This is a genomic window from Neisseria sp. P0008.S004 (assembly GCF_051962755.1).
GTDB lineage: Bacteria > Pseudomonadota > Gammaproteobacteria > Burkholderiales > Neisseriaceae > Neisseria > Neisseria subflava_A.
This window is the reverse complement of the sequence record NZ_JBQCUZ010000004.1, coordinates 1-15,934: the sequence shown is the minus strand read 5'-3', so window position 1 is coordinate 15,934 and position 15,934 is coordinate 1. Positions and strand designations below refer to the sequence as shown.

At 50.5% G+C, this 15,934-nt stretch carries 15 protein-coding genes and 1 pseudogene; 14 read left to right on the top strand and 2 right to left on the bottom strand.

Annotated features, from left to right (window positions below; all coding sequences use genetic code 11):
* Positions 1-562: 562 nt before the first annotated feature.
* The 5 genes from ACTHSW_RS05130 (at position 563) to trkA (ending at position 7,251) form a co-directional block, all read left to right on the top strand.
* Positions 563-1,201 carry a 2Fe-2S iron-sulfur cluster-binding protein gene (locus ACTHSW_RS05130; protein WP_063068720.1) on the top strand — a complete coding sequence of 213 codons (639 nt, stop codon included), beginning with the start codon at positions 563-565 and terminating at the stop codon, positions 1,199-1,201.
* Positions 1,201-2,829: an FAD-binding protein gene (locus tag ACTHSW_RS05125; protein ID WP_070585538.1), complete on the top strand. Its 1,629-nt coding sequence runs from the start codon at positions 1,201-1,203 to the stop codon at positions 2,827-2,829. Before ACTHSW_RS05130 ends, ACTHSW_RS05125 begins: the two co-directional genes overlap by 1 nt.
* Positions 2,826-4,079, top strand: coding sequence for a complex I 51 kDa subunit family protein (locus ACTHSW_RS05120; protein WP_070460286.1), 1,254 nt, complete (start codon positions 2,826-2,828; stop codon positions 4,077-4,079). The genes ACTHSW_RS05125 and ACTHSW_RS05120 overlap by 4 nt, the downstream gene beginning before the upstream one ends.
* A gap of 213 nt (positions 4,080-4,292) precedes the next feature.
* The gene (locus ACTHSW_RS05115; RefSeq protein WP_070460288.1) at positions 4,293-5,744 is read left to right on the top strand and encodes a DASS family sodium-coupled anion symporter; all 1,452 of its coding nucleotides are present in this window, start codon (positions 4,293-4,295) and stop codon (positions 5,742-5,744) included.
* 94 nt (positions 5,745-5,838) lie between these two features.
* A complete protein-coding gene (gene trkA / locus ACTHSW_RS05110; protein WP_070460290.1) occupies positions 5,839-7,251 on the top strand; it encodes a Trk system potassium transporter TrkA in 1,413 nt (470 codons plus the stop codon).
* 77 nt (positions 7,252-7,328) lie between these two features.
* Here trkA and lgt read toward each other — a convergent pair whose 3' ends face one another.
* A complete protein-coding gene (gene lgt / locus ACTHSW_RS05105; RefSeq protein WP_070460292.1) occupies positions 7,329-8,189 on the bottom strand; it encodes a prolipoprotein diacylglyceryl transferase in 861 nt (286 codons plus the stop codon).
* A 74-nt stretch (positions 8,190-8,263) separates the two neighbouring features.
* A complete protein-coding gene (locus ACTHSW_RS05100) occupies positions 8,264-9,394 on the bottom strand; it encodes a M14 family metallopeptidase (RefSeq protein ID WP_070592169.1) in 1,131 nt (376 codons plus the stop codon).
* Positions 9,395-9,568: 174 nt separating this feature from the next.
* Between ACTHSW_RS05100 and argB the strand changes: the two genes are divergently transcribed.
* From argB to ACTHSW_RS05055, 9 genes and pseudogenes are all read left to right on the top strand, one after another.
* Positions 9,569-10,456 (top strand): acetylglutamate kinase, encoded by an 888-nt coding sequence (gene argB, locus ACTHSW_RS05095; protein ID WP_070585531.1) that lies wholly within the window; start codon positions 9,569-9,571, stop codon positions 10,454-10,456.
* A gap of 261 nt (positions 10,457-10,717) precedes the next feature.
* Complete coding sequence (gene eno, locus ACTHSW_RS05090; protein ID WP_107810907.1) at positions 10,718-12,004, top strand: phosphopyruvate hydratase; 1,287 nt, start codon at positions 10,718-10,720, stop codon at positions 12,002-12,004.
* A 23-nt stretch (positions 12,005-12,027) separates the two neighbouring features.
* Positions 12,028-12,303 (top strand): cell division protein FtsB, encoded by a 276-nt coding sequence (gene ftsB / locus ACTHSW_RS05085; RefSeq protein WP_003679613.1) that lies wholly within the window; start codon positions 12,028-12,030, stop codon positions 12,301-12,303.
* Between the two features lie 101 nt (positions 12,304-12,404).
* A complete protein-coding gene (locus ACTHSW_RS05080) occupies positions 12,405-12,896 on the top strand; it encodes a DUF1841 family protein (RefSeq protein ID WP_070460299.1) in 492 nt (163 codons plus the stop codon).
* Between the two features lie 112 nt (positions 12,897-13,008).
* Positions 13,009-13,716: an SIMPL domain-containing protein gene (locus tag ACTHSW_RS05075; RefSeq protein ID WP_070460301.1), complete on the top strand. Its 708-nt coding sequence runs from the start codon at positions 13,009-13,011 to the stop codon at positions 13,714-13,716.
* A 9-nt stretch (positions 13,717-13,725) separates the two neighbouring features.
* Positions 13,726-14,355, top strand: coding sequence for a hypothetical protein (locus ACTHSW_RS05070; protein WP_141743126.1), 630 nt, complete (start codon positions 13,726-13,728; stop codon positions 14,353-14,355).
* 237 nt (positions 14,356-14,592) lie between these two features.
* Positions 14,593-15,018 (top strand): hypothetical protein, encoded by a 426-nt coding sequence (locus tag ACTHSW_RS05065; RefSeq protein WP_070460305.1) that lies wholly within the window; start codon positions 14,593-14,595, stop codon positions 15,016-15,018.
* Positions 15,019-15,053: 35 nt separating this feature from the next.
* Positions 15,054-15,509 (top strand): annotated as a pseudogene (locus ACTHSW_RS05060) (IS1595 family transposase); the annotation flags it as partial.
* 80 nt (positions 15,510-15,589) lie between these two features.
* A partial coding sequence (locus ACTHSW_RS05055) for a hypothetical protein (RefSeq protein WP_440373779.1) occupies positions 15,590-15,934 on the top strand: 345 nt, incomplete at its 3' end.

Below are 15,934 nucleotides of genomic sequence, written 5' to 3'. Positions count from 1 at the left end.
AAAAATTTAGTATACTGTATTTAAAAGGAAACTACCTAAATTTTAGACGGTCTTTCTTATTCTCCAATACAATACACAATTGTAAAATCCGTGTCATTTTCTCCCTCAATCTTCTTGACTGATATCAAACTTGTTTGATTTTCTGAAATTTTATAACAATTTTTTCACTGCTTGCCTATCAGAACATTATTCAATATATACAATAATCTATGCAAAATTTTCTAACATATAATAATGATTTTTACTAGTAAATATACGAATATTTTAAAATTTATAATAAAAAAGTAATTTTATTTTACTTTTAAAATCAAATTTTTGTAATAAATTTGTCTAAATAATAGGCATGTTTTGTTTGTAATCCTCCTTCTATAAAACCTTGGATTACCCCTATCATCAAAATCACTAAATTCTGACACACTTCAACTCATAAAGATAAACATTGATTTTAAAAGAATTTCTGAGTAAATCACTTGGATATTTTCCTCATACGCAATAAATGTAATAAAAATACAATTAACCAAATTATCCACTATTCCAACTTCCAATTTCACAGGAACAAACCATGAGTGAAAATTTGTTAACCCTGACCATAGACGGCCATGAAGTCAAAGCTTCTGCCGACTCGTCAATCATCCAAGCCTATGCCCGTTCAGGCAATGCGATTACTGCCAATGTCGGCTGTATGGGTCAAGGCGTATGCGGTTCCTGTCGCTGCATGATTCGTAAAGAAGGCGAGCGCGAAGTAACCACTGCGTTGGCATGCGAGACCAAAGTTGAAGAAGGCATGCAGGTCAGCTTCTTGGACTACTTTATTCCGGAGCACATCCAATATTACGACGTCAGCGAGATTGGTGATGGCTGGAACTGGTTGGACGATACCGCCAAAGCCTTCCCTGAAGCGCAAAACTGCCGTCATTGCGGCGGCTGTAATCGCGCCTGTCCTAAAGGTTTGCAAGTGGAAAACGGCGTAGCGCAGGTAGTTTCCGGTGATTTCGGCGCGGCTGCGCTGACCTTTGACCAATGCGTGATGTGCAACCTCTGCACCCTCTCCTGCCCCGAACACATCCGTCCGAACCACTTGGGCCTGTTCGCTCGCCGTATGAAAGCAGCGCGCACATTGCGTCCTGTGGATTTGATGCGCCGCCTACGCGAAATCGACAGCGGCAAAATGAAAGTCGAATTTGAAGAGGAGTCAGTGTAATGGTTAACAAAATCCAAGGCATAGACTACGAAACCGCCCTTGCCAACCTGCGTGCGTCCTCATTGGAGCTGCGCGGCGATTTACCTGAAAAAAACGAATTACTGAGCCAATTTCACCCTGACTATCAGGCAAATGCCCGTGTGAAACTGCCTATCGGTCCAAACCAAGGCGATTACTGCCATCCTGATTTAGCCAAACTCTTAATCAGTCAGCCTCTGATTGACGACTATAATTTGTCAGGCGCTGAACATTTAAACACTGACGTATTGGTAATTGGCGGCGGCGGTGCGGGCGCAGCGGCGGCATTGTCTGCGACTGAAGCCGGCGCACGCGTCATCATGGCGAACAAACTGCGTATCGGCGACAGCAATACCGTGATGGCCGAAGGCGGCATTCAAGCAGCGGTCGGCGCAGAAGACAGCCTGCAACAACACTTTGACGACACCATCAAAGGCGGCCACAACGTCGGCAAAAAAGAATTGGTGGCACAAATGGTTACCGATGCACCATCTGCCATCCGCTGGCTGATTGGCTTGGGCATGACTTTTGACTTGACTAAAGGCGCAGACAGCAACGGCATGTTGAGCCGCAAGCGTGCAGGCGGTACGACCGTGCCGCGCATTCTGAGCTACCGCGACTTTACCGGCCTTGAAATGATGCGCGTACTGCGCGAGGCAGTCGAACTCGACGAAAACATTACCCAGCTCAACCGCCACCCCGCCATCGAATTATTATCAGACGAACACGGCCGCTGCGTCGGCGCGATTTTGTACGATTTGGAAAAACGCTCTTTGGTGTTGGTTCACGCCAAAGCCGTGGTATTGGCAACCGGCGGCAGCGGACGCCTGCATTTGCAGGGTTTTGCCACTTCCAACCATTATGGCGCGACTGCAGACGGCCTGGTGATGGCCTACCGTATCGGCGCCAAACTGCGCGATGTCGATTCTTTCCAATACCACCCGACCGGCGTTGCCCACCCTCCACACTTGGCAGGCGCGCTGATTTCCGAAGCCGTGCGCTCCGCAGGCACCAAACTGGTCAACGGTTTGGGCGAACGTTTCGTTGACGAATTACAACCGCGCGACGTTGTTGCCGCTGCGATTCTGCGTGAATGCCGCGAAGGCCGCGGCGTGGTACGCGACGGACAAGTCGGCGTATTCCTCGACACCCCGCGCCTGATTGCCAACGATCCTGACGTATTAAACCGTTTGGTAACACTCGGCCACGTTGCCCACAAATGCGGCATCGACCCTGCCGTTGAGCCGGTCATGATTCATCCGACCCTGCACTATCAAAACGGCGGTATCGAAATCAACGGCGACGGCGCAACCTGCGTTGAAGGCCTCTATTGCGCCGGCGAAGTAACCGGCGGTATTCACGGCCGCAACCGCCTGATGGGCAATGCGCTTTTGGACATCATCAGCTTCGGCCGCCGTGCCGGTAAAGCCGCCGCAGGTTGCGGCCTGCCGCTGAAAAAAGTACGCGGCGGTGTCGGACACGTCCATGACCTGCAACGCGAAATGACCCGCGCCGGTCTGACCAGCGACATCAAAGCCCCCGTTTTATATCCCGACTACGGCAAATTCGATTTGCGCGAACACGCCGGTTTGCAGGAGCAACAATCATGAACCAAGCCAATCAAAACTTACTGCATCCTTCCCGCCAAGTCGGCGCAGATTTAGCCGCCTGGCGCAAAGTCGGTGGCGGCGAAGGCTTGCTGGCTGCGCTTGCCGATCCTCAAAGCATTGTTTCCAAACTGCAAGATGCCAATCTTTGCGGTATGGGCGGTGCAGGTTTCCCGACTTGGCGCAAATGGGAGGCCGCCGTTGCCGCCCAAAGCAAAAATGGCGATAAATACGTTGTCTGCAATGCCAACGAAGACGAACCGGGTACATTTAAAGACCGCGTACTGCTGGCAAATACCCCGCACCAAGTCATCGAAGGCGTCCTAATTGCCGCCGTTGCCTGCCGTGCCAACAAAGCGATTCTGTACGTCAACCCTCATCAAACCGAATCCATCGCTTCCATCACACCGGCCATCGAGCAATGGAAAAACAGCGATTTGTTTATCCGCATCGAAAACTACTTGGGTAAACCTTTGGACTTGCAACTGGTTGAAACTTCAGGCCGTTATATCGGCGGCGAAGAAACTGCCGTGATTTCATGGCTGGAAGGCGGTTTCCCCTTCCCTCGCCGCAAGCCGCCTTTCCCTGCCGAAAGCGGTGTCAACGGTGAGCCGACCCTTATCAACAATACCGAAACCTTCGCCAATATTCCGCAAATCCTTGCCAAAGGCGCGGAATGGTACAAATCTTTGGGTTTGGGCGATGCGGCAGGTACGAAACTCTACTCGCTCTCCGGCGACGTATTGAATCCGGGCCTGTACGAACTGCCGATGGGTACGACCCTGCAATCGCTGATTTACGATCACGGCGGCGGTATGCTCGAAGGCCGCACGTTTAAAGCCGTATTTACCGGCGGCCCGTCCAATACGCTTTTGACTGTAAAAGATTTGGATGTGCCTTTGGACTTCGTTTCCGTACGCGAACGCAAATCCAGCCTCGGTACCGGCGCGATGATTGTGATTTCCGAAGGCACCAGCGTGGTGCGTAAAGTGGCCGAGTATGTGGAATTTTTTGCTTCCAACTCATGCGGTCAATGCCCGCCGTGTAAAGGCGGCACATTCCAGCTTTCCCGCCTGCTCAACCGCGTGGACACCGGCATCGGCACTCCCGACGACCTGCGCGCCCTGCAAAGCCTGTGCCAACTGTTGCCACGAAGCGGCCGTTGCGGTTTGATTGACGGCGCGGTTACCGTGTTGCAAAGCTCGCTGCGTACCTTCCCCGAAGAGTACGGCCTGCCGCAAGAACAGGAGTAAAACGGCGTTGTTTTCAGACGGCCTGTTTCTGTAAAGGCCGTCTGAAAGACGATACTCGACTCCCATTCTCTTCTTTCCAAGATTGAAGAGAAACCCAATAAGAAAAATACCTTCCGAACCTACCAAAATACGTTCAGACAGGCTTTAGCAACACTCAGGCCGTCTGAAAACAGATTTCCCAATACTTTAAATCCTCAAATTAGGAGATTCAACATGGGCTTCAAGCCAATTCCTGCGGCGGTCGCACTTGTGCTGACGCTGCTTATCTGGTTCGTTATCCCCGTTCCTCAAGGCGTATCGCCTGACGCATGGCATCTTTTGGCATTGTTTGTCGGCATCATTGCCGGCATCATCGGCAAAGCCATGCCTATCGGCGCAATGGCGATTTTGGGCATTACCTTGGTTGCACTGACCGGCGTGACCAACGAAAAAGCTGCAGACGCAACCAAAGACGCTTTGAGCAGCCTCAACAACCCACTTATCTGGATGATCGGTATCGCCATCATCATCTCGCGCGGCCTGTTGAAAACCGGCTTGGGTATGCGTATTGGCTATCTTTTGATTTCTCTCTTCGGCAAACGCACGCTGGGCGTAGGTTACAGCTTGGCATTGGCCGACTTGGTCATCGGTCCGGTAACGCCGAGTAATACCGCGCGCGGCGGTGCCATCGTACATCCGATTATGAAATCCATTGCCCTGAGCTTCGACTCTGACCCTGAAAAAGGTACGGAAGGCAAAATCGGTAAATACCTTTCACTGGTCAACTTCCACTCCAACGTAATTACCTGTCTGATTTTTATCACTGCCACCGCACCCAATCCGCTGGTAGTCGAATTGGTTGCCAAAGCCACCAATTCACAAATCCAACTCTCTTGGGGTACTTGGTTCTTGGCAATGGTAGTACCCGGCCTGCTTGCCATGCTGCTGATGCCGCTGGTGTTGTATTTCCTGTATCCGCCTGAAATCAAACAAACCCCTAACGCCACTGCATTGGCAAAAGAGCATTTGGCTGCCATGGGGCCGATGAAGCGTGAAGAAAAAATCATGCTGGGTATTTTCCTGGTTCTGCTGCTGTTGTGGGCGGGTATTCCCGAGATGCTGTTCGGCGTGAAAGTTGACGCTACCGCCACCACCTTCCTCGGCTTGAGCTTGTGCCTGTTGACCGGCGTACTGACTTGGGACGACGCGCTGAAAGAAAAAAGCGCGTGGGATACCATTGTTTGGTTTGCTGCCTTGGTGATGATGGCAAACTTCCTCAACAAACTGGGCCTCATCAGTTGGTTGTCCGACTCCATGCAAAACGGCATCGCCCACATGGGCTTGGGTTGGGAAGCCGGTTGCGCCCTGTTGATGCTGGCCTACCTCTACTCCCACTACGTTTTCGCCAGCGGTACGGCACACGTTACCGCCATGTTCGGCGCATTCTACGGCGCAGGCTTGGCCTTGGGCGCACCACCGATGCTGTTTGCCCTGATTATGGCAGCCGCTACCGGCATCATGATGTCGCTGACCCACTACGCCACCGGTTCCGCACCTGTCATTTACGGCTCGAACTACGTCAACATGACCGAATGGTGGAAAGCCGGCTTCATCATGAGCGTGGTCGAAATCCTGATTTTCAGCACTGTCGGCATCTTGTGGTGGAAAGCCTTGGGCTATTGGTAACCCTTTAGCCGATTGAAAAATCAGGCCGTCTGAAACTCCAATTTCAGACGGCCTTTTGTTACAATTTCATTTTTACCGAACACACTCAATTACCGTGAAAATACTCATTCTCGGCAGCGGCCAAGTCGGCTCGACCGTCGCCCAAAATCTCGCCTCCGTTCCCAGCAACGACGTTACCATCATCGACATCGACGAAAAAGCGCTCAACCGCATCAGCAGCCGCCTCGATGTCCAAACCATCGTCGGCAACGGCGCATCGCCCTTTACCCTCGAACAGGCAGGCGCGGCGGACTCCGACCTTCTGCTTGCCCTGACCCGCAGCGACGAAACCAACATTGTCGCCTCCAAAATCGCCGCCGACCTATTCAACATCCCCAGCCGCATCGCACGCGTGCGCTCAAGCGAATACCTCGAATATCCGGTTGACGGCAGCGATAACCCCGAAGAAGGCAGCCTCAACATCTTCGGCATTACCGAAACCATCAGCCCCGAACAGCTAGTTACCGAACAACTCGTCGGCCTGCTCAACTACACCAGCTCATTGCAGGTACTCAGTTTCGCCAACGACCAAGTCCGCATGGTGATTGTTCAAGCACGCAAAGGCGGTTTGCTGATCGGCCGTGAAATTGCCGATATCAACCAACACCTGCTCGAAGGTGCGGACTGCCAAATCTGCGCCATCTACCGCAACAACCGCCTGATCGTCCCAACGCCGCAAACCGTCATCATTGAAGGCGATGAAGTCCTGTTTGCTGCCGACATCAACAGCGTTGAAGCCATCATGCGTGAATTGCGTCCGAAAGAAGCGCGTACCCGCCGCATCATGATTGCCGGCGGCGGCAACATCGGCTACCGCCTCGCCAAGCAGCTTGAATCCAAATACGACATCAAAATCATCGAATACAAACCCCAGCGCGCCGAATGGCTGGCCGAGAATCTGGACAACACCCTCGTCCTGCAAGGTTCCGCCACCGACGAAACCCTGCTGGACGAAGAATACATCGACGAAATCGACGTCTTCTGCGCGCTGACCAATGATGACGAAAACAACATCATGTCCAGCCTGTTGGCGAAAAACCTTGGTGCCAAACGCGTGATTACCATCGTCAACCGCTCAAGCTACGTCGATTTGCTCGAAGGCAACAAAATCGATATCGTTGTTTCCCCCCATCTGATTACCATCGGCTCCATCCTCGCCCACATCCGCCGCGGCGACATCGTTGCCGTCCATCCTTTGCGCCGTGGTACAGCCGAAGCCATTGAAGTGGTGGTACACGGCGATAAAAACACTTCCGCCATCGTCGGCCGCCGCATCAGCGGCATCAAATGGCCGAGCGACTGCTACATCGCCGCCATCGTCCGCGGCGCAACCGGCGAGGTCATCATGGGACACCACACCGAAACCATCCTCCAAGACGGCGACCACATTATCTTCTTCGTCTCACGCCGCCGCGTCCTACCGGAGTTGGAAAAACTCATTCAAGTCAAAATGGGCTTTTTCGGTTAAACCCAAAATCCGTTTTCTTAAAGCCATAAAAAGGCCGTCTGAAAACCTTTTCAGACGGCCTTTATTTCTTGTTTTATTTATGCTTTGGCAACGCTGTTTTTACGGCCAAACCAAACAAAACCAATCACACCCAATACAATCATCGGCACGCTCAACCATTGCCCCATGGACAAACCCAAAGTCAGCAGGCCGAGATAGTCATCAGGCTGACGGGCAAATTCTGCAATAAAGCGGAACAAACCGTAACCGCCCAAGAACAATGCTGCCGTTTGTCCGGCCGGACGTGGTTTTTTCGAGAAAATCCAAACGATGACAAACAGGCAAATGCCTTCAAGGGCAAACTGGTAAAGCTGAGACGGGTGGCGCGGCAGCATGCCGTATTGTTGCAGCCACTCGGCCCACAAAGGATTGTGCGCCGCAGCCTCCGCATCTTCGTAACGCGCTTGCGGGAAACCCATCGCCCAGAAAGCATTGAGTTCGGTCACGCGCCCCCAAAGTTCGCCGTTGATAAAGTTGCCGATACGGCCGGAAGCCAAGCCCAGCGGCACGAGCGGTGCAACGGTATCCATCAATTTTAAAATGCTGATGTTATGCTTACGGCCAAACAGCCACATGGCAACGACCACGCCCAAGAAGCCGCCGTGAAACGACATACCGCCTTCCCAAACTTTGAAAATATCCAACGGGTTGGCCAAATAGTCGGAAAATTTATAAAACAAAACGTAGCCGATACGGCCACCCAAGATGACGCCCAAGATACCCCAAGTCAGGAAATCGTCGAGTGTTTCTTTGGTAAACACAGAATTGCCCTGCGTGATACGGCGGCGGCCCAAAATCGTAAACAGGATAAAGCCGACAATATAGCTCAAGGCATACCAGCGGATGGCAAGCGGGCCGATGCTGATCAGCACCGGATCAAACTGGGGATGTATCATCATAATGTGTGTTCCTTATCTCAAAGGCCGTCTGAAAGCCTGAACTTTCAGACGGCCTGTATGCAGTGTCGGACGGTTTAACGCAAATCGCCAACCACATTCAAAATAGCAGACAACATGGCCTCGCCCAAGCGCAGCGAGCGTTGGCCGTTCCAGCCGAAATCGTCGTCCGGCAGGTTGGCATTGTCTTTAAACGGCATTTCCAAAGTATAGGCAAGGCAGTTGAAATGATTGCCGACCCAGTTGGTCGCCAAAGTCATGTTTGCCTGACCCGGCGCATCTTTGTCATAGCCGTAATCGTCTTGGAAATCGGGGCTGGCATTGAGCAGCGCAAGTTTGAATTGGTCTTCCAAGGCTTCGATGCGCTCGTTGTAGTTCGGCACGCCTTCGGTACCGGCCACAAAGACAAACGGCAGGCCTTCATCGCCGTGAATATCCAAGAACAAATCCACGCCGGTTTCCATCATTTTTTCACGGACAGCAAAGACTTCGGGGCTTCGCTCCAAAGTCGGGTTTTCCCATTCGCGGTTGAGGTTGGCGCCGGCGGCATTGGTGCGCAGATTACCCAAAACCGAACCGTCCGGATTCATATTTGGCACAATATAGAAAGTCGCACGGTCAAGCAGCATACGCGCGGTCGGATCTTGCGGATCAAGCAGGCGGCCCAGCAAACCTTCGACAAACCATTCCGCCATGGTTTCGCCCGGATGTTGACGGGCGATAATCCAGACTTTCATGTCGCTTTCGACTTGGTTGCCGATGGTCAGAAGATTGATATCACGGCCTTGAACAGTGCTGCCCAAATCGTCAATACGGCACAAACCGCTGCCCTGCGCATCGCCCAAAAGGTTCAAATGCTGCTCGTTGGAATAAGGCTCGAAATAGGCGTAGTAAACGCTGTTGGACAGGGGCGTATGGTTGATGGTCAACACGCCGTTTTCATAGCTGGTCGGCACGCGGAACCAATTTTGGCGGTCGTAAGAAGCGCAAGCCTGATAGTCCTCCCAGCCCAAAGGATACGCAGCGTCCGCCGCATTTTCAAAATGCATCACGCAGTTTTGATAGGCCGCACCCTGCAAACGGAAGTAAAACCATTGGGCAAACTCCGAAGCATTGTCGGGACGCAGGGCGAGGCGGATATCGGCAGGGTTGCTCAAGTCTTTGACAACGACCGAACCGGCATCGAATTGGGTGCTGATTTTCATCATGGGTATCCTTAGTAATCGGCGAAGAGGCCGAAGCAAACCGTCATTTTACCGTTTGCATGAGGCTGGTTTCAACCATTTAACTGATTTAACAGGATTTCAAGCGCTTGGAAATATTGTTTCAGACGGCCTTTGGGATTAAGATAAAGGCCGAAATTATGAAACAAGGTTGAAACCATGACTCAGCAACAATCTGTCTCCCCTGCCATCAAAGCGCGCGTCCTTGCCGAATCTTTACCTTATATCCGCCGTTTTTCCGGCTCCATCATCGTCATCAAATACGGCGGCAATGCCATGACCGAGTCGGCCTTAAAAGAGGGCTTCGCACGCGATGTCGTCCTGCTCAAACTGATCGGCCTGCATCCCGTCATCGTTCACGGCGGCGGCCCGCAAATCAATGAAATGTTGGAAAAAGTTGGCAAAAAAGGAGAGTTTGTTCAAGGCATGCGCGTGACCGACAGCGAAACCATGGACATCGTAGAAATGGTTTTGGGTGGACACGTCAATAAAGAAATCGTTTCCATGATTACCACCTTCGGTGGCCGCGCCGTCGGCATTACCGGCCGGGACAACCACTTCATCAAAGCGGAAAAACTCCTGATTGACACGCCCGAACAAAAAGGCGTGGACATTGGGCAAGTCGGCACCGTGGCGGACATCGATACCCGTTTGGTGGAAGGCTTGGTCGAACGCGGCTGCATTCCGGTCATCGCACCCATCGGCGTAGGTCAAAACGGCGAAGCGTTCAACATCAATGCTGACTTGGTTGCCGGCAAACTGGCGGAAAAACTTCAAGCCGAAAAACTGCTGATGATGACCAATATCCCCGGCGTACTGGATAAAGAAGGCAAATTATTGACCACCCTGACGCCAAGCCGCATTGACGAACTGATTGAAGATGGTACGCTGTACGGCGGTATGCTGCCTAAAATTGCCTCTGCCGTCGAAGCCGCCAAAAGCGGTGTCAAAGCCACGCATATCATAGATGGCCGTGTTCCCAACGCCCTGCTCTTGGAAGTACTGACCGATGACGGCGTAGGCTCGATGATTTTGGGCGAAGACTAATCCGTTTTTCAGACGGCCTTATGCCTTATTTAATCAGCTTTTCACCCTAAAAAGGGTAAAAAATGTTACACTATACGGCTTATGTTTGTTCGAGCGATATTGACGTGAAACAAACTTACAGTCGGTTTCATACCGACTCCGATGCCATACCTGGCAAAGACGGTATAATGTCTGCATTCATCAGACTTTGGCAATCATCCTTAAGGCCGTCTGAAACGTAACAAAGCTACTTTTCTTTTACCATCCTATTTGGAGATATTCATGAGCGCAATCGTTGATATTTTTGCACGCGAAATTTTGGACTCCCGCGGCAACCCTACTGTAGAGTGTGACGTATTGTTGGAATCCGGCGTTATGGGACGCGCGGCCGTACCAAGCGGCGCATCAACCGGCCAAAAAGAAGCTTTGGAACTGCGTGACGGCGACAAATCCCGTTATTTGGGCAAAGGCGTATTGAAAGCCGTTGACCACGTCAACAACCAAATCGCGCAAGCCCTCATCGGTATCGATGCCAGCGAGCAATCTTATATCGACCAAATCATGATCGAATTGGACGGTACTGAAAACAAAGGCAAATTGGGTGCCAACGCTACTTTGGCTGTTTCTATGGCCGTAGCACGCGCAGCCGCTGAAGATGCAGGCCTGCCTCTATATCGTTACTTGGGCGGCGCAGGCCCAATGGCTCTGCCAGTTCCGATGATGAACGTTATCAACGGCGGCGAACACGCCAACAACAGCCTGAACATCCAAGAATTCATGATCATGCCTGTCGGCGCAAAATCTTTCCGCGAAGCCCTGCGTTGCGGTGCCGAAATTTTCCACGCACTGAAAAAACTGTGCGATAGCAAAGGCTTCCCAACCACCGTGGGCGACGAAGGCGGTTTCGCACCCAACCTGAACAGCCACAAAGAAGCCCTGCAACTGATGGTGGAAGCCACAGAAGCCGCCGGCTACAAAGCTGGCGAAGACGTATTGTTCGCCCTGGACTGCGCATCCAGCGAGTTCTACAAAGACGGCAAATACCACTTGGAAGCCGAAGGCCGCTCTTACACCAGCGCAGAATTTGCCGAATACTTGGAAGGCCTGGTTAACGAATTCCCAATCATTTCCATTGAAGACGGTATGGACGAAAACGACTGGGAAGGCTGGAAACTGTTGACCGAAAAATTGGGCGGCCGAGTTCAATTGGTCGGCGACGACTTGTTCGTAACCAATCCAAAAATCTTGGCTGAAGGCATCGAAAAAGGCGTGGCAAACGCATTGCTGGTTAAAGTAAACCAAATCGGTACTTTGAGCGAAACCCTGAAAGCCGTTGACTTGGCCAAACGCAACCGCTACACCAGCGTAATGAGCCACCGTTCCGGCGAAACCGAAGACAGCACCATTGCCGACTTGGCAGTTGCCACCAACTGTATGCAAATCAAAACCGGCTCCCTGTCCCGTTCTGACCGCATGGCGAAATACAACCAATTGTTGCGCATCGAAGAAGAATTGGCCGAAGCCGCTTACTACCCTGGCAAAGCCGCATTCTACCAATTGGGCAAATAAGCAGAATATAGGATATTGATTGTATGAAGTGGGTGACTTTTGTTTTAACCTTCGCACTTTTGTGCTGTCAGTACAGCCTTTGGTTTGGTAAAGGCAGCGTCGGGCATACGGAAGAATTGCAGGAGCAGCTCGTCCGTCAGGAGGAAAAAAACCAAACGCTCACTTTGCGCAACAATTTCCTCAATGCGGAAGTTGAAGATTTGGCACACGGACAAGAGGCTATCGCCGAAATTGCCCGCGTCGAATTGGGCTATGTCCAAGACGGCGAAGTGTATTACCGAATCATCGACCGCCGCTAAACCCTGCAAAACAAAGGCCGTCTGAAAACATATTTTTCAGACGGCCTTTTTTATCGCAATCGCTATATAATCACATATCCCAAAATCAAATCACACCCATCATGTATGACGTAAACACCCACGATGTCCGCCGATTCTTTGCCAACGTCTGGCAACACAGGCTCGCACCGCTCCAATTGGACGGCCTGCAACAAAAAGCTTTGCGCATTATCGAAGCCCATCCCGAATACGGACACTATCTCGAAGACATCGAACAATATTTAGATAAAGAATGGTTGCCCGAAGACGGCGAAAGCAACCCATTCCTGCACATGTCGCTACACCTTTCCCTGCAAGAACAAAGCGCCATCGACCAGCCCCCGGGCATCCGTGCCATCCACCATCAGCTTTGCGCCCGTTACAACGGCGACTGGGTCAAAGCCGAACACGATATGATGGAAGCCTTGGCAGAAACCATCTGGGAAGCACAACGCTACGGACGGGGCCTTGACGTCAATGCCTACATGACCCGCTTGCGGAAATTGGTCGGCTTAGGCCAAGAAGAAAAAGCCCGCCTCAATCCCCATGAAGTCGGCTTGATGGATACAAAGTAACTTCTTTTCAGACGGCCTCAACCCAGACAAATCCTTACGCTTGTCAAAGCCAACGTTTCCATCTTGCATGCTAAATTACTTTTTTAAAATCCGCATTACAAGGAAAACCAAAATGCTCCGCCCAGCCCTTACCGCCCTACTGCTAGCCGCCTCCCTGCCCGTTGCAGCAGAAAGCCTCAACTACAACATCGTTGAATTTTCCGAATCCGCGAATATGGAAGTGCCACGGGATACCATGACCGCGCATTTCAGCGTCAACGCCGAAGGTAAAGACCGTCAAGCCGTCAACCAAGCCTTCATGAAGAAATTCAACCAGTTCAACAAAATCTCCCAAAACAGCAAATTTAAAGCCGAGCTGATGGAGCGCAACGCATCCCCGCGCTATCAATACACCAACGGCAAACGCACCCAAACCGGTTGGGAAGAACATGCCTACTTCAAAGTAGAAAGCAAAGACTTTGAAGCACTCAACCGCCTGATTGCCGACAGCATCAATATCGCCGTTTTGGAAAGCTCCTCATTTTCCGTATCCAAAGAAAAACGCGAAGAAACCGTCGACCAACTGAGCAAGGCCGTCATCCTACGCTTCAAAGACCGCGCCCAAAACCTCGCCCAAACACTCGGCTTCTCCAGTTACAAAATCGTCAAACTCAACCTGGGCCACATCGGCAACCGCCAAATCGGCGGTGATTTCGCACGTGCCAAAATGTTACGGACAGCCCCCGTCGCAGAAATGGCTGCAGGAATAGAAGATGGCGTACCAGCCTCCCCAGGTTCGGAAGAGATCAGCCTGACCGTCAGCGGCTCGGTGCAAATGTAGGATTTTCTTTTGAATCATTTGAAAGGCCGTCTGAAAGTATATTTTTCAGACGGCCTTTTATATTACTCAATGATTAAAATGGCATTTAATCCCGAAAGAAGGCAGGCTCATAGCGAAGAGTTCGGCAAAACCGATACTGTTGTGTTAATGTCTTACGGCAAATCACCGGAAGAAATTGCCGCCAATGCAAAAATGATGCGGATTGGCAGCGAACTGCTTACCGATATGACGGTTGTCGGAACGATTAAAGATTTCAAACAGGCCGACACGTTTAGAGATTATGCTGTTGCAACTATTTTTGCCATTCCAGGAGTGAAAGTAGCTAAAAAACTAGAAACCGTCCGCGATTTCAGAAAGGCCTACGAAGCTGCCAAAGAAGCGGGGGATTTGCGCACAGCCAAGAAATTGTTTGAATTAGCCAAAGATGCGAAAGGCTCGCCTAGAAGATTTGAACAACTTGAGGTTAAAGTAAGCAAGATACAAGAAGAGTTGGCAAGATTAGAAATTGATTTTGCTAAAATTCCTAAGGAATTTCAAAAAGCATCTTGGAACCCGCAAAGATTTTCTTTAGCCGATAACCAATTTGGTCGCAAAGTAGGAAAACATGCTACTGAACATGGATTTGATATGAACTTCTAGCGGAAGAGAAAGTTTTAAAAAATTTATTTATGAAATTGCTAAACGGCCAGATGAGTTAAGGGTAGGAACTTTTAACGGGCAGGGAATCAGGCAAGGTGCAAATCATGCACGTGGATCAGTTTTATTTAGAATTAAAGGAAATAATGTAGTAGTAACATCTCCTGAAGGAGAGTTTATAACAATTTTGAAAAATGGCTTAACTAATCCATCAGTAAAAGAAGGGATAAGGGTAAATAAATGAATGAGTTAAATGGAAGGATTTTATCAGTAAAGGAGCTTTTCTTCATATATGACGAAACGGATCTTGATATTGATGTCCAACGTCCCGATGAAATACAGTTTGATTTGGAAGGGATCCCTGTTTTATTTAAGTGTAATGGCAGCGAACCGAATCTGTCTTATGAAATCAACAAGGAAGCTGAAAACGTATCTTTAGGTAGTTATGGAGAGCTTAAAATATTCGATTTAACCGATTTTGATTTTTTTGGTTTCCTTAAAGATGAAGACCTATTGGAAATGAGAAAACTATATCTTGATGATGATGAAATCGGGTTTCGGCTAATTTTTTCCCAATCAGTGTTGAATATGATTAATTGGGGAGATGAATTTTTTTTGTTTAAAAACTTACCCGAATTTTTAATAAATGAAAATCTCCATGAATAAAAATTTAGGGGCTGTACTAGTGTTAGACTGCAAAAATGAAGATAACCCATTGTAAACTAAAAAAGAGTATTCAAAAGAAACTGCTCCAGTTTTTTGTACTCGAAGTTACCGCCCGTTCAGCAGCTGATTTATCGGGCATCCACCCCAATTCGGCAGTGCTGTTTTACCGCAAGATTCGCGAAGTCATCAGCCATCATCTTTCACTGGAAGCCGATACGGTTTTTGACGGCTCAGTTGAGTTGGACGAGAGCTATTTTGGCGGACACCGCAAAGGCAAACGTGGATGCGGTGCGGCAGACAAGGTGGCAGTTTTTGGTATTCTCAAACGCGGCGGCAAGGTTTATACCGTGGTTATTGAGAACGCTAAAAGAGAGACGTTATTTCCTGTTATCACAAAGAAAATTATGCCTGACAGTATTGTCTATACGGATTGTTTGAGTAGCTATGATGTGTTGGATGTAAGCGGATTTACCCACCACCTCATTAATCACAAGACAACCGCTACCAGGATTGGGAAAACCACGAGCGCAAAAAGTCCGGCCTCACCGGCAGCCTGAAAAACGGCGTGGCGATGGCCGGTTACGGCAAAACCCAAACCAAGCTGCAGCAAAACAGCGTATCGTCTGCCGTAGTCTCCTCGCAGATAGGCAGCCTGAAAGGCGATACCACCATCGCGGCGGGCGGCAAACTGACTACCGAAGCCGCACAACTGTATGCCGGCGGCGATCTGCATCTGCAGGGGCGCGAAGTTTCCCTCGGCGAAGCCTACAAACGGAACGAGCGGCACAGCGAAGGCAACATCACCATCGGCGGCAAAAAAACCAGTGCCCGCGCCCTCCGCATCCATACCGATTCGGCCACTGCCCATCACGGTGCCGACAGCGTTCCCGATCTGCAAAATCTACTCGACAAACAG

Coding starts and splice junctions, on each gene's coding strand:
- ACTHSW_RS05125 (WP_070585538.1), top strand. CDS start 1,201: ATGGTTAACAAAATCCAAGGCATAGACTACGAAACCGCCCTTGCCAAC.
- eno (WP_107810907.1), top strand. CDS start 10,718: ATGAGCGCAATCGTTGATATTTTTGCACGCGAAATTTTGGACTCCCGC.
- ACTHSW_RS05115 (WP_070460288.1), top strand. CDS start 4,293: ATGGGCTTCAAGCCAATTCCTGCGGCGGTCGCACTTGTGCTGACGCTG.
- ACTHSW_RS05120 (WP_070460286.1), top strand. CDS start 2,826: ATGAACCAAGCCAATCAAAACTTACTGCATCCTTCCCGCCAAGTCGGC.
- ftsB (WP_003679613.1), top strand. CDS start 12,028: ATGAAGTGGGTGACTTTTGTTTTAACCTTCGCACTTTTGTGCTGTCAG.
- argB (WP_070585531.1), top strand. CDS start 9,569: ATGACTCAGCAACAATCTGTCTCCCCTGCCATCAAAGCGCGCGTCCTT.
- ACTHSW_RS05080 (WP_070460299.1), top strand. CDS start 12,405: ATGTATGACGTAAACACCCACGATGTCCGCCGATTCTTTGCCAACGTC.
- ACTHSW_RS05065 (WP_070460305.1), top strand. CDS start 14,593: ATGAATGAGTTAAATGGAAGGATTTTATCAGTAAAGGAGCTTTTCTTC.
- ACTHSW_RS05100 (WP_070592169.1), bottom strand. CDS start 9,394: ATGATGAAAATCAGCACCCAATTCGATGCCGGTTCGGTCGTTGTCAAA.
- ACTHSW_RS05130 (WP_063068720.1), top strand. CDS start 563: ATGAGTGAAAATTTGTTAACCCTGACCATAGACGGCCATGAAGTCAAA.
- ACTHSW_RS05075 (WP_070460301.1), top strand. CDS start 13,009: ATGCTCCGCCCAGCCCTTACCGCCCTACTGCTAGCCGCCTCCCTGCCC.
- lgt (WP_070460292.1), bottom strand. CDS start 8,189: ATGATGATACATCCCCAGTTTGATCCGGTGCTGATCAGCATCGGCCCG.